10 protein-coding genes are annotated in these 13,526 nt (G+C 67.1%); 2 read left to right on the forward strand and 8 right to left on the reverse strand.

Translation table 11 applies throughout. The annotated features are described in order from the left end of the window. Positions 1-189: 189 nt before the first annotated feature. The 4 genes from phaC to U4Z31_RS00020 form a co-directional block, all read right to left on the reverse strand. Positions 190-2,064, reverse strand: coding sequence for a class I poly(R)-hydroxyalkanoic acid synthase (phaC, locus tag U4Z31_RS00005; RefSeq protein ID WP_044848892.1), 1,875 nt, complete (start codon positions 2,062-2,064; stop codon positions 190-192). A gap of 132 nt (positions 2,065-2,196) precedes the next feature. Continuing rightward, positions 2,197-2,445, reverse strand: a complete 249-nt coding sequence (locus U4Z31_RS00010; RefSeq protein WP_321809138.1) for a hypothetical protein — start codon at positions 2,443-2,445, stop codon at positions 2,197-2,199. Next, entirely contained in the window at positions 2,442-3,281 is an 840-nt protein-coding gene (gene pgeF / locus U4Z31_RS00015) for a peptidoglycan editing factor PgeF (RefSeq protein WP_321809139.1), read from the reverse strand. The genes U4Z31_RS00010 and pgeF overlap by 4 nt, the downstream gene beginning before the upstream one ends. Before the next feature lie 6 nt (positions 3,282-3,287). Continuing rightward, positions 3,288-4,508, reverse strand: a complete 1,221-nt coding sequence (locus U4Z31_RS00020; protein WP_321809140.1) for an RluA family pseudouridine synthase — start codon at positions 4,506-4,508, stop codon at positions 3,288-3,290. A gap of 41 nt (positions 4,509-4,549) precedes the next feature. Here U4Z31_RS00020 and U4Z31_RS00025 point away from each other — a divergent pair, with 41 nt between their 5' ends. Beyond that, positions 4,550-5,374, forward strand: coding sequence for an outer membrane protein assembly factor BamD (locus tag U4Z31_RS00025; protein WP_044848889.1), 825 nt, complete (start codon positions 4,550-4,552; stop codon positions 5,372-5,374). A gap of 82 nt (positions 5,375-5,456) precedes the next feature. Here U4Z31_RS00025 and U4Z31_RS00030 read toward each other — a convergent pair whose 3' ends face one another. The 3 genes from U4Z31_RS00030 to U4Z31_RS00040 all read right to left on the reverse strand — a co-directional run bounded on the left by U4Z31_RS00030 (position 5,457) and on the right by U4Z31_RS00040 (position 8,795). Next, a complete protein-coding gene (locus U4Z31_RS00030) occupies positions 5,457-7,694 on the reverse strand; it encodes an ATP-dependent DNA helicase (RefSeq protein WP_321809141.1) in 2,238 nt (745 codons plus the stop codon). Between the two features lie 55 nt (positions 7,695-7,749). Next, positions 7,750-7,965 (reverse strand): YdcH family protein, encoded by a 216-nt coding sequence (locus U4Z31_RS00035; protein ID WP_006755091.1) that lies wholly within the window; start codon positions 7,963-7,965, stop codon positions 7,750-7,752. 77 nt (positions 7,966-8,042) lie between these two features. Then, a complete protein-coding gene (locus U4Z31_RS00040; protein WP_044848887.1) occupies positions 8,043-8,795 on the reverse strand; it encodes a hypothetical protein in 753 nt (250 codons plus the stop codon). Between the two features lie 158 nt (positions 8,796-8,953). On the opposite strand from U4Z31_RS00040, the gene U4Z31_RS00045 reads away from it, so the two are divergent. Further along, positions 8,954-11,281 (forward strand): Tex family protein, encoded by a 2,328-nt coding sequence (locus U4Z31_RS00045; RefSeq protein WP_321809142.1) that lies wholly within the window; start codon positions 8,954-8,956, stop codon positions 11,279-11,281. A gap of 116 nt (positions 11,282-11,397) precedes the next feature. Here U4Z31_RS00045 and U4Z31_RS00050 read toward each other — a convergent pair whose 3' ends face one another. After that, positions 11,398-13,311, reverse strand: a complete 1,914-nt coding sequence (locus tag U4Z31_RS00050; RefSeq protein WP_321809143.1) for a potassium transporter Kup — start codon at positions 13,309-13,311, stop codon at positions 11,398-11,400. Positions 13,312-13,526 lie beyond the last annotated feature (215 nt).

Raw genomic sequence — 13,526 nt, forward strand, 5'->3', positions numbered from 1 at the left:
ACCCAGCTCCGGTGCCGCGATCTTCGCGAGCGAGCCGCCGAATTTGCCGACCGCGGTCCGCGCGGCCGATACGATCACTACGTCCGTCATTTCCGTTTCCTCCGGGCCCGCACGACACGGCGCATCGCTACCGGCCCTGTTAAAAAAACTGCGGTGCATCGGACAGCGTGCGCCGCTGTCCGGTTTTCGTCAATCGCGCTGCAATACGTAGCGACCCGGCGCCGGCTCGATCACCGGGAACTGCTCGCTCCCGGGCTTGGCGGGCGGCGCGACCTTGCGGCCGCCGTACTGGTCGAGCCACTCGACCCAGGTCGTCCACCAGCTGCCGGGCTGCTCGGTCGCACCGGCAAACCAGTCGTCCGCCGATGCGGGCAGGTCGCTGTCGTTGACCCAGTAGCTGCGCTTCTTCTTCGCCGGCGGATTGATCACGCCCGCGATGTGACCCGACGCGCCGAGCACGAACTTCAGCGGGCCCGTCAGGATCGACGTCGATGCGTAGGCCGTCTGCCACGGCACGATGTGATCCTCGCGCGACCCGTAGATGAAAGTCGGCACGTCGATGCGCGACAGGTCGACGGATTCGCCGCACACCGTCAGCGCGCCCGGCACGCGGAGCTTGTTCTCGAGGTAGGTATTGCGCAGGTACCACGCGTACATCGGCCCCGGCAGACTCGTCGAGTCGCTGTTCCAGTACAGCAAGTCGAACGCGGCGGGCGTGCGGCCCTTCAGGTAGTTGTCGACGACGTAGTTCCACACGAGGTCGTTCGGCCGCAGGAACGAGAACGTGTTCGCGAACTCGACGCCGCGCATCAGCCCCGGCGCGGCGCCGTTCTTGCCGCCGATGGTCTGCTCGCGCATCTGCACGTGCGCCTCGTCGACGAACACGTCGAGGATGCCGGTGTCGGTGAAGTCGAGCATCGCGGTCAGCAGCGTCATCGACGCGGCCGGATGTTCGCCGCGCGCGGCGAGCACCGACAGCGCGGTCGCGAGCATCGTGCCGCCGACGCAGAAGCCGAGCGTGTTGATCTGCTCGCGGCCGCTGACCTGCTGCACGGCGTCGATCGCCGCGAGCAGCCCTTCGTTCATGTAGTCGTCCCACGTCTTGTGCGCGACCGACGCATCGGCGTTGCGCCACGACACGAGGAACACCTGATGACCGCTCGACAGCGCATGCGCGACGAGCGAATTCTCGGGCTGCAGGTCGAGGATGTAGAACTTGTTGATGCACGGCGGCACGATCAGGAGCGGTCGTTCGAACACCTTGTCCGTCTTCGGCGCGTACTGGATCAGCTGGATCAGGTCGTTCTCGTAGACGACCGCGCCTTCGGTACACCCGAGGTTTTTGCCGACCACGAACTGCGATTCGTCGGTCTGCGAAATTTTGCCGCGCTGCAGGTCGCCGAGCAGGTTCATCATCCCCTGTCGCAGGCTTTCGCCCTGCGTCTCGAGGATTGATTTCTGTGCATCGGGATTGAGCGCGAGGAAGTTGCTCGGCGCCGCGGCGGCCGTCCATTGCTGAACGGAGAAACGGATGCGTTCGCGCGTCTTCGGGTCGGTCTCGAGCGCGTCGGCCAGCTCCTGCAGGTAGCGCGCGTTGAGCAGGTACCACGCGGCCGCGAATGCATGCGCGGGCGACGCCTTCCAGGCATCCCCGCTGAAGCGGCGGTCCTTCAGTTCAGGCGACTCGAGCTTCGCGGCGGCGGCCTGCTGCATCAGCGTCATGCAGTCGCGCGCATAGTCGGCCTGCAACTTCTGGAGCCGTTCGGGCGGGATCGCGGCTACCGGCAGCTTCAGCCCCGCGAACGGCGACGCCAGGCCGCCGAAGGCGCCCAGATCGGGCATCGACGGCATCTGGAACGGAACCGATGTCGGGAACTGGAATGCAGCGAATGGATTCGCGCTGGTCGACGCCGTTGCGGCGCGCGCCGGATCAGCGAAACCGCGCCACGCGTTCAGCCATGCCTCGAACATCTGCTGCATCGGCTGGGCAGCCTGGCCGAATCCGGTGCTGCCCGTGGAAGTGCCCGCCTGAGCGGACGTCGACGAATTTTTCGATGCTGTCATTACCTGCCTTACCGGTGATTCGTGAGCGTCAATCGTGAAATCCTGCTCGCGCGCGGCGTGCCGGTTGCGAGCCGGGCCGTCATGCTCTGGAGAGGCGTCTCCAGATTCTGCCGCAGTGCGGTATTTTTATCATTATCGTTTTCCCCATGTGAAGCGCTGCATCAAACCGCTGAACATTTCTGCTCGAAGATAATCCGCGCGCAACAGGCGGGACAAGGCTTCCGGCGAAACATAAAACATTTTGATTGACTTGACTTCGCGATTATTCATTCGGTTGTCCATGCAACGCTGCATTGCCACGCCAATATCAAGATAACCCGATTTTGCAACGCAGCAAACCGCGGACGCAAGCACGCGCGGCGGGCCGCGGTCAATCGTCAATCGGCCAGCCAGATCGCCGCCGCCATGCGGCCCGTCACGCGATCGCGCCGGTACGAATAGAAGCGCGCGGGTTCAGTGACCGTGCACGCGCGCCGGCCGCTCACGTGCGCCACGCCTGCGCGCGCGAGGCGCAGGCGCGCGAGCGCATGGAGATCGGCGAGGTACTTGCCGGGCACACCGTCGATCGCGACGAACGCTCGCCGCGTCTCATCATGCTCCGACTGCGGAGCGGTGTCGAGAAACGCCTCGCGCACGTCGGCGCCGACTTCGAACGCCTGCGGGCCGATCGCGGGCCCGAGGTACGCATGCAGCGCATCCGTCGCGCCGCCGGCGAGCGCCGCGACGCGCGCCGCGGTCTGCTCGACGATGCCGGCCGCGAGCCCGCGCCAGCCTGCGTGCGCGGCGCCCACCGCCCGGCCCTGCGCATCGCACAGCAGCACCGGCAGGCAATCCGCGACCATCACGACGCAGACCGCCCCCGTGCGGTCGGTCACGCTCGCGTCGGCCTGCACGGGCGCCGAGGCAGCCGGCGCGGCCTCGATCACTTCGTCCGCACGCACGACCTGCGCGCCGTGAACCTGCTCGAGCCATGCCGCGCGCGACTGCCCCGCCAGCGCGAGCAGGCGCGCGCGATTCGCCGCGACATGGGCCGGATCGTCGCCGGTATGCAGGCCGAGGTTCATCCCGCCCGGCAACGCGGCGCCGTCCTGCCAGCGCCCGTACGGGCCTTCGCTCACGCCGCCGTCGCGCGTCGTGATCAGCGCACGCACGCGCGGCGCCACCTGCCAGTCGGGCTGCACGCAGTCCTGCCACGTCAACGGCGCCAGGTTCGTCATCGACACTCACTCCTCCTCATCGTCGTAATCGTCGTCGTGATCCTCGTCGTGATCCCGATAATCGCCGGCGAAATCGTCATCGTCGTAGACACCGTCTTCATCGTCGAATTCCTCGTCGCCCTGCCCGAAGCCCAGCGCCGCGACGAGCGCGTTCATGTCGTCCGGCAACGGACAACGCCACTGCATCGTCTTGCCCGTGACCGGATGCACGAGGCCGAGCCGCCATGCGTGCAGCGCCTGCCGCGCGAACCCGTCCGGCAGCGGCGCGACCGAGCGCTTGCCGCGCGCGCGCCCGTACACCGGATCGCCGAGCAGCGGATGCCCGACATGCGAGCAGTGCACGCGGATCTGGTGCGTGCGGCCGGTTTCGAGGTCGCACTGGATCGCGGACACCGGCTGACGTTGCCACATGCATGTGTCAACCGTGCGGAAATGCGTGCGCGCGGGCTTGCCCGACGCGCCGGTGACGACGGCCATGCGCGTGCGCTCGCGCGGATCGCGGCCGATCGGCGCGTCGATCGTGCCGTCCTCGGGCATCGTGCCCCACACGAGCGCGAAATAGCGGCGCTTCACCGTGCGCGCCTGCAGCTGGCGCACGAGGTCGGTCTGCGCGGCGAGTGTGCGCGCAACCACCATCAGGCCGGACGTCTCCTTGTCGAGCCGGTGCACGATGCCCGCGCGCGGCAGGCCGGCCGCCGCGTCGCCGTAGCGGTGCAGCAGGCCGTTGAGGATCGTGCCGCTCCAGTTGCCGGCGGCCGGGTGGACGACGAGGCCCGCCGGCTTGTTGATGACGACGAGCGCGTCGTCCTCGTAGATCACGTCGAGCGGCACCGGCTCCGGCGTGAACGCCAGCTGCTCCGGCAGCAGGTCGGGCACGAGCTCGATCCTGGCGCCGAGCGGCACCGGCTGGCGGATCTTCGCCGGCGCGCCGTCGACCAGCACGCGTTGCGCCTCGATCCAGCTCTGCAGGCGGCTGCGGGAGAATTCGGGGAACAGTTGGGCGAGCGCCTTGTCGAGACGTTCACCCGCCAGCGACAGCGGCACTTCGACGACGCGCGGCGCCTCGTCGGCCGCCGCGGACGGCACCACAGGCGGCTGCATCGCGCCTGCAGCCAGATCGTCATCGGGGGAATCCCCCGAGGCAGCGTCGGCGGGCCGATCGCTTGGGCTATAATCTTCGCGATTTGGCTTGCCCCGCGGGGCATTCTGCGAACTTGAACGGGTCATTTAGACTGGGTCACCGAGACTTGAAGCTAGGACATGCGAGCATGATGAATTCGACCAAACGTACGGCCAAAACCGTCGCCGCCCGAGCTGCGGTGGTAGCGGCCGCGGCCCTCATCGCCGGCTGCCACGGCTTGCCGCAGAAGCAGGACGAGACGGCTACCTGGTCGAACAACAAATTATACTCAGAGGCCCAGGACGCACTGTCCGGCGGCGACTGGGGCAAGTGCGCGAAATATTTCGAATCGCTGCAAGGCCGCGATCCGTTCGGCCATTTCGCGCAACAGGCGCAGATCAACGTCGCGTACTGCAACTGGAAGGACAACGAAGCGGCAGCCGCCGACCAGGCCGTCGACCGCTTCATCCAGCTGCACCCGGATCACCCGGATATCCCGTACGCGTACTACCTGAAGGGGATGATCCACTTCAACGACGATCTCGGCCTGTTCGGCCGCTTCTCCGGCCAGGACATGAGCGAGCGCGATCCGCAGGCACTGCGCGAATCGTACGACGCGTTCAAGGTCGTCGTCGACCGCTACCCGAAGAGCAAGTACGCGCCGGACGCCGCCGCCCGGATGCGCTACATCGTCAACGCGCTCGCGTCGCACGAAGTGCACGCGGCCGACTACTACTATCGGCGCGGCGCCTATGTCGCGGCGATCAACCGCGCGCAGCTCGCGATCAAGGACTACAAGGGCGCGCCGGCGATCGAGGACGCGCTGCACATCATGATCCTGTCGTACGGCAAGCTGAACCAGCCGGAGCTCGCGGAAGACACGAAGCGCGTGCTCGCGGGGACTTTCCCGGACAGCCCGTACATCACCGGCCACTCGCGCCCCGGCACGAAGAAGTCGTGGTGGCAGTTCTGAGCGACGCCCGTGCATCAACAAAAAAACCCGGCCATCGAGCCGGGTTTTTTATTGGTGCCGCCCGTAGCAGGCGGCGGTGCGGTCATGCGCGTTTTTCCGCGCGGTGCTCGTCGAAAAAGTCCTGCACGACCGCGATCTCGCGGGTGCGCTTGAACGGCGGCAGGCTCTGCCAGATCCGGCGGCCGTAAGGCTTGTCGACGAGCCGCGTGTCGCAGATCATCAGCACGCCGCGATCGGTCTCCGCGCGAATCAGGCGCCCCGCGCCCTGCTTCAGCGTGATCACGGCCTGCGGCAGCTGGTGAACCGCGAACGGGCTCAAGCCTTTCTTGGTCAGCGCGTCGAGCCGCGCGGCCAGCACCGGATCGTCGGGCGGCGCGAACGGCAGCTTGTCGATCACGACGAGCGACAGCGCGTCGCCGCGCACGTCCACGCCTTCCCAGAAGCTCTGGCTGCCGACGAGGATCGCATTGCCGTACGAACGGAAGCGGTCGAGCAGCTCGGTGCGGCTGGCGTCGCCCTGCACCAGCAGCGGCATGTTCCAGCCACGCGACTCGATCACGTCGCGCAGCTTCGACGCGATCCGGTCGACCGCGCGCAGTGTCGTGCACAGCATGAAGACGCCACCGCCCGACGCCTCGATCGCCGGCAGCGCGGCGTCGAACACGGCGTCGGTAAACGCCGGCGACGACGGCTGCGGCAGGTTGCGCGGCACGTACAGCAGGCCCTGCGTCTGATAGTCGAACGGGCTCGCGAGCGTCATCGAGCGCCGCGAGCTGAGCCCCATCTGGGCCGCGTAGTGCGTGAAGTCGCCGCGCACCGACAACGTCGCCGACGTAAAGACCCACGCGCGCGGCACGCCGGCGCGCTGCTTCGCGAAAATCGGCGCGACCGACAGCGGCGTTTCGTGCAGCTGGACGGTATGCGCGAACACCTCGACCCAGCGCACCTTCTCGTTCGGGTCGTCGGCGCCCGCCTTGTCGCCTGCTGCGGCGGCGTCGGCCTTCGCGGCCGCTTCCGCCGCACCGGGCGCGACCCAACCCGCGAGCAGGTCCTGCAGCTCGCGGGCGCGCCGCAGGCACGCGCCGAGCGATTCCGCCCGTTCGGCCTGGCTCGCGAGCGCCGAGGCAAGCGCATCGAGCGCCACGTCGAGCGCATCGAGCGCGCCGAACATCGGATGATCGTCGCCCAGTTGCGCGAGCGACATGCGCACGATCTGGTCGTTCGCGAACGCGAGGCGCAGGTCGCGCGCCGCACGTTCGAGATCGCCGCCGAGCTTCACCCACTCGACCGCATCGCGCGCATGGCTCAGGCCCTCGGCGACCGTGTCGCGCGCGAGTTCGAGGATTTGCGTGGTCGACAGCGTCTCGCCGAAGAACAGCGTGGCCGTTTCCGGCAGCTGGTGCGCTTCGTCGAAGATCACCGTGTTCGCGTTCGGCAGCAGTTCGGCCATCCCGGTGTCGCGCAGCATGATGTCCGCGAAGAACAGGTGATGGTTGACGACGACGACGTCGGCCTGCTGCGCCTCGCGCCGCGCCTGCATCACGAAGCATTCCTTGTAATGCGGGCACTCCTGGCCGAGGCAGTTGTCGCGCGTCGACGTAACCATCGACCACACGGGCGCAGTCTCCGGCACGCTCGCGAGCTCGGCCTTGTCGCCGCTCTTCGTGATCTTCGCGAAGCGGACGATTTCCTGCAGGTACGCGGTGTCCTGCCGCGACGGCAGGCGGCCGTTGTCGGCCGTGCGCTGCAGGTAGTAATGGCACAGATAGTTCGAGCGGCCCTTGAGCATCGCGACCGTCACCGGCACCGCGAGCGCGTTGCGCACCGTCGGGATGTCGCGCTGGAACAGCTGGTCCTGCAGGTGCTTCGTGCCGGTCGACACGATCACCTTGCCGCCCCACAGCATCGCGGGCACCAGGTATGCATAGGTCTTGCCGGTACCGGTGCCGGCCTCGACGATCAGCGTGTTGTCGCCGGCGTCGGTGTCGGCGGCTGCGCGGTCCGCGGCGGACTCGGCCGCCTGGTCGCCTTCGCCGAGGCAGCGCGCCGGCCGCTTGCGGGTCTCGAAGATTTCCGGCTCGGGCATCCGGCGCGCGGACGCCTCCATCGCGGACGCGACCGCGCGCGCCATTTCGATCTGCGACTGGCGCGGGTGATAGCCGTCCAGCGCGCGCGCAAGCAGTCCGCCTTCGCCGAAAATCGTGTCGAGTTCGTCGACGCGCTTGCGGCTCAGCTCGAAGGTGCCTTCGGGCGCACGAACGCGCCCGGCGGACGACGCGTCACGCCGGGCATCTGGGTTGGCTTCAAGCGGTGAATTCAAGGCAAGCGTTCCTGTGTCCAGCGCCCAGGCGGCGCCGGCGCTTGCCAGGCCGCGCTCAGGCGCGCTTATCCGGTTCCAGCTGCGATTGCAGCAAAATGATTTTGTCCTTGGCCGCCAGCTTTTCCTTCTTCAGCCGGTGCAGCGTGATGTCGTCGATGTCGGAGTGTCCTTCCTTCAGCTCGATCTCCCGAGCGAGCTGCTGGTGCTGCTCCTGCAATGCTGCCAAACGGTTGTGCAATTCCTGCTGCTGTTCCGTGGGACGGTTTTGCATATGCGCCTCCTCATCGAAGCAGCGCGCCGACTGGCGTGCCGGCACGCACGAGACTGACTCCGGATCAATCCAACACGTTACTGCCCCTGCTGTTGCTGCTGCTTGGCCTTGTCGGCCGCTTCCTGCTGACGCCGTTCGACATCGGCCTTGTGCTGGGCGGCTTCCTTCTGCTTCTGCTCGTAGCGCGCGGCGTTGTCCGCCCGCTCCTGCGCCTTCTGCGCGCCCTGCTGGCGCGCCTGGTCGAGCTTGTGCTGGAAATCCGCCTGCTTCTGGTCGTATGCCTGCTTGTTCGCGGCGCGCTGCGGCCCTTCCGCGCCACGCTGCGCCCGCTTCAGTGCATTCTGCTCCTGCTTGTCGCGGAACGCAGCCGCGTTCGCCGCATCGTTCGCCGCGCGCTGCGGCGCTTCCGCCGCATTCTGCGCCTGCTTCAACGCCTGCTGCTGGTCGCGTTGCTGCGCCCGCACCGCGCGCTGCTCGTCGTCGAGCGCGAGCTGCTCCTGACGGATGCTCGCCCGCTCCTCGCGCATCCGGTCGCGCGCCACGCCGAGACAGTGATTGACGAAGAACTTGCTGTAGCAATCGTGCTCCGCCACGGCATAACGATAATCGTTTTCCGCGGAACGTTGATTGAGCACTTTTTGACGGGCGTCGAAATCCTGCGTGGCGGAGGCTGCAACGGGCGCGGCGACAGCGGCGTCCGGCGCGGTTGCGCCCGATGCCTGTGCGTACGCGACGGTGGACCCGGCGGACAAAGCCGCGGCAAGCGCTGCGCCGAGCGCGACGAGAGAAATGCGGGAAGTTGGCAACGTCGTAGGAAAGCTGCGGGACATGTGTCAAATTCTATCACCCCCGGCTGGACGCTCCGCCATTTATGGCAAAATGCCCCGCTTCACTCACCCGCGGCATCTGGTCCGGCGGGCCCGTCTCGCAGCCCGCCGCGCGGTCTGCCGGCCCGCGCCGCGATTTCAGCAGGCAGATCATCCACGACATGACGGAAACCGTAGCACTCAAGATCGTACAGCGCATCGCCACCGAACTGTCCGTCCAGCCGCGCCAGGTCGCGGCGGCAGTGCAACTCCTCGACGAAGGCTCGACCGTTCCGTTCATTGCCCGGTACCGCAAGGAAGTGACCGGCAACCTGGACGACACGCAGCTGCGCCAGCTCGAGGAACGGCTCCTGTATCTGCGCGAGCTCGAGGATCGCCGCGCGGCGATCCTGTCGAGCATCGACGAACAGGGCAAGCTGACCGACGAACTGCGCGCCGCGATCGACGCGGCCGACAGCAAGCAGGTGCTCGAAGACCTTTATCTGCCGTACAAGCCGAAGCGCCGCACGCGCGCGCAGATCGCCCGCGAAGCCGGCCTCGAGCCGCTCGCGCAGGCGCTGCTCGCGAATCCGCTGCTCGACCCGCAGACGGAAGCCGCCGCCTACGTCGATGCCGACAAGGGCGTCGCCGACGTGAAGGCCGCGCTCGACGGCGCGCGCGACATCCTGTCGGAACAATTCGGCGAAACCGCCGAACTGCTCGGCAAGCTGCGCGACTACCTGCACAGCCAGGGCGTCGTGTCGTCGGCGGTCGTCGAAGGCAAGGAAAACGAGGAAGGCGAGAAGTTCCGCGACTACTACGACTATGCGGAAACGATCCGGACCGTGCCGTCGCACCGCGCGCTCGCGCTGTTCCGCGGCCGCAACGCCGGCGTGCTGACCGTCAAGCTCGGCCTCGGCGAGGAACTCGACGCGCAGGTCCCGCATCCCGGCGAAGCGATGATCGCGCGCCATTTCGGGATCGCGAACCAGGGCCGCCCGGCCGACAAGTGGCTGTCCGACGTGTGCCGCTGGTGCTGGCGCGTGAAGGTGCAGCCGCACATCGAGAACGAACTGCTCACGCAACTGCGCGAAACGGCGGAAGCCGAAGCGATCCGCGTGTTCGCCCGCAACCTGAAGGACCTGCTGCTGGCCGCGCCGGCCGGCCCGAAGGCCGTGATCGGTCTCGACCCCGGCCTGCGCACGGGCGTGAAGGTCGCCGTGGTCGACCGCACCGGCAAGCTGCTCGCGACCGATACGATCTACCCGCACGAGCCGCGCCGTGACTGGGACGGCTCGCTCGCGAAGCTCGCGCGCATCGCCGCGCAGACGCAGGCCGAGCTGATCAGCATCGGCAACGGCACCGCATCGCGCGAAACCGACAAGCTCGCGAGCGAGCTGATCTCGAAGCATCCCGAACTGCGGCTGCAGAAGATCGTCGTGTCGGAGGCCGGCGCGTCGGTCTACTCGGCGTCCGAGCTGGCCGCGAAGGAATTCCCGGAACTCGACGTGTCGCTGCGCGGCGCCGTGTCGATCGCCCGCCGCCTGCAGGATCCGCTCGCCGAGCTCGTGAAGATCGAGCCGAAAGCGATCGGCGTCGGCCAGTACCAGCACGACGTGAACCAGCGCGAACTCGCCCGCTCGCTCGACGCGGTGGTCGAGGATTGCGTGAACGCGGTCGGCGTCGACGCGAACACCGCGTCGGTCGCGCTGCTCGCGCGCGTCTCGGGCCTGAACGCCACGCTCGCACGCAACATCGTCGACTATCGCGACGCGAACGGGCCGTTCCCGTCGCGCGACCACCTGCGCAAGGTCCCGCGCCTCGGCGACAAGACCTTCGAACAGGCAGCCGGCTTCCTGCGCATCAACGGCGGCGAGAATCCGCTCGATCGCTCGTCGGTCCACCCGGAAGCCTACCCGGTCGTCGAACGCATCCTCGCGAAGATCAGCAAGCGGATCGACGACGTGCTCGGCAGCCGCGACGCGCTGGCCGGCCTGTCGCCGGCCGAATTTGTTGACGAACGTTTCGGCCTGCCGACCGTGCGCGACATCCTGTCCGAACTCGAAAAACCGGGTCGTGACCCGCGCCCCGAATTCAAGACGGCAACGTTCCGCGACGGCGTCGAGAAGGTGTCCGACCTGATGCCCGGCATGCTGCTCGAAGGGGTCGTGACGAATGTCGCGGCATTCGGCGCGTTCGTGGATGTCGGCGTGCATCAGGACGGCCTCGTCCATGTGTCCGCGATGTCGACGAAGTTCATCAAGGATCCGCACGAAGTCGTGAAGGCCGGCCAGGTCGTCAAGGTCAAGGTGCTCGACGTCGACGTGAAGCGTCAGCGCATTGCGCTGACGATGCGCCTCGACGACGAAGCGGCCGCGCCCGGCATGGCGCCGCGCGGCGGCCAGGATCGCGGCAACGCCGGCCGCGGCGGCAGCGCCCGTCCGCAGCGTTCGCGCGAACCGGAACCGGCCGGCGCGATGGCCGCGGCGTTCGCGAAGCTGAAGCGCTGAGCACGCAAAGGCTGTTGACGTATAAAAAAACCCGCCGAAAGGCGGGTTTTTTATTGCTTCAGCGAGCGCGCAGCCAGATCGGCATGGGCCGCATGCGCGGCCACTGCGCGCACCGGTCAGATCTCGATCTTGGTACCGAGCTCGACGACGCGGTTCGCCGGGATCGAGAAGAAGTCGGTCGGCTTCGCCGCGTTCTGGTGCATCCATGCGAACACGCGTTCGCGCCAGATCGACATGCCGGGCAGATGCGTCGGCACGACCGTTTCGCGCGCGAGGAAGAACGACGTGTCCATTAGCTCGAACGTCATGTCGTGCGTGCGGCCGAATTCCTCGAGCACGGCCTTCACGTCCGGCGTCTCGTTGAAGCCGTACTGGGCCTTGACGATGTACAGGCCGCCGCCCGCGTCGCGCGAGCTCAGGCGCTTGTCGTCGCGCACGTACGGAATGTCGCGTGTGACGAACGTCAGGAAAATGGTCCGCTCGTGCAGCACCTTGTTGTGCTTCAGGTTGTGCAGCAGGCTGACGGGCACGAGCCTGTCGTTGCCGGTCAGGTAGATCGCGGTACCCGACACGCGGTGCGGCGGATGCGCGAGCAGCCCCTGCAGGAACGGCTCGAGCGGGATACCGTCGGCGGCCGTGCGCTCCTTGACGATATGGCGGCCCTTGTACCAGGTCATCAGCAGGAAGAACAGCAGCGCGCCGATGCCGAGCGGCAGCCAGCCGCCCTGCGCGACCTTCAGCAGGTTCGCGCCGAAAAAGCCCAGGTCGACCGCGAGGAACACGGCGATGATCGCGCCGACGAGCAGCCGGTTCCAGTTCCACACCTTCACCATCACGACGGCAGCGAGCACGGTCGTGATCACCATCGTCGCCGTCACCGCGATGCCGTACGCGGCGGCGAGGTTGTCGGAACTCTTGAAGCCGATCACGATGCAGAGGATCACGAACAGCAGCAGCCAGTTCACGACCGGCACGTAGATCTGGCCGATCGCCAGCTCGGACGTATGCAGCACCTTCATGCGCGGCACGTAGCCGAGCTGGATCGCCTGCGACGTCAGCGAATACGCGCCGGAAATCACGGCCTGCGAAGCGATCACGGTCGCGACCGTCGACAGCACGACGAGCGGCAGCAGCGCCCACTCCGGCGCCAGCAGGAAGAACGGGTTCTCGATCGCCTTCGGATTCTGGATCAGCAGCGCGCCCTGGCCGAAATAGTTCAGCACGAGCGACGGCATCACGAGCCCGTACGCGGCGAGGCGGATCGGCTTCGCGCCGAAATGGCCCATGTCCGCGTAGAGCGCTTCCGCACCGGTCAGCACCAGCACGACCGAACCCAGCACGACGTAGGCCTGCAGCAGGTGCTCCGACATGAACGACGCAGCGTAATACGGGTTGATCGCCGCGATGATGCCCGGCACGCGCACGATGTGATACACGCCGAGTGCCGCGATCACGACGAACCACAGCACCATGATCGGCCCGAACAGCTTGCCGACCAGCGCGGTGCCGTGACGCTGGATCCAGAACAGCGCGATCAGGATCACGATCGTGATCGGCATCACGAGATGGGACAGGTGCGGCGTCGCGATCTCGAGGCCTTCCACCGCCGACATCACGGAAATCGCCGGCGTGATCACGGCGTCGCCATAGAACATGCAGGCGCCGAAGATCCCGAGCGCCATCAGCGCGCCCGCGACGCGGGTTTTCGAGTCGAGCGGCCGCAGCGACAGCGCCATCAGCGCGAGCACGCCACCCTCGCCGTTGTTGTCGGCCCGCATCACGAACAGCAGGTACTTGATGCCGACCACCAGGATGATCGCCCAGAACAGCAGCGAGATCACACCGAGAATCGAGCCTTCCGTGAGCGGAATGCCGTGTGCGGGGCTGAACGCCTCCTTCAGCGAATACAGCGGGCTCGTGCCGATGTCGCCGAACACGACGCCGATGGCCGCTATCGCAAGCGCCCGCATCGAGTGTTGGTGCGTCGAATGCGCATGGGCTGCGTCGGTCGCCTGGATCGTGTCGTTCATATGAAGCGTAATAATCGGGTCCGGTCGGACAAAACGAGCGCTATTCTACTCGCGCCCCCCTGAAAAACCGTCCTGCCTTGTTGCCCTTAAACCACGTGATCCACGCTGCGCATGCAATCCTGCGCAAGCTGTGGCAGGGCTGCCATCATAGCCGGGGCCGCGCCATCTGCCTACCATGCCCGCCGATCGCCGTGCCCGCCGGCCACGGCGCGCCA

The organism is Burkholderia sp. BCC1985 (assembly GCF_905339915.1).
Classification (GTDB): Bacteria; Pseudomonadota; Gammaproteobacteria; order Burkholderiales; family Burkholderiaceae; genus Burkholderia.

Coding starts and splice junctions, on each gene's coding strand:
- phaC (WP_044848892.1), bottom strand. CDS start 2,064: ATGACAGCATCGAAAAATTCGTCGACGTCCGCTCAGGCGGGCACTTCC.
- U4Z31_RS00020 (WP_321809140.1), bottom strand. CDS start 4,508: ATGACCCGTTCAAGTTCGCAGAATGCCCCGCGGGGCAAGCCAAATCGC.
- U4Z31_RS00040 (WP_044848887.1), bottom strand. CDS start 8,795: ATGTCCCGCAGCTTTCCTACGACGTTGCCAACTTCCCGCATTTCTCTC.
- U4Z31_RS00025 (WP_044848889.1), top strand. CDS start 4,550: ATGATGAATTCGACCAAACGTACGGCCAAAACCGTCGCCGCCCGAGCT.
- U4Z31_RS00035 (WP_006755091.1), bottom strand. CDS start 7,965: ATGCAAAACCGTCCCACGGAACAGCAGCAGGAATTGCACAACCGTTTG.
- U4Z31_RS00045 (WP_321809142.1), top strand. CDS start 8,954: ATGACGGAAACCGTAGCACTCAAGATCGTACAGCGCATCGCCACCGAA.
- U4Z31_RS00050 (WP_321809143.1), bottom strand. CDS start 13,311: ATGAACGACACGATCCAGGCGACCGACGCAGCCCATGCGCATTCGACG.
- pgeF (WP_321809139.1), bottom strand. CDS start 3,281: ATGACGAACCTGGCGCCGTTGACGTGGCAGGACTGCGTGCAGCCCGAC.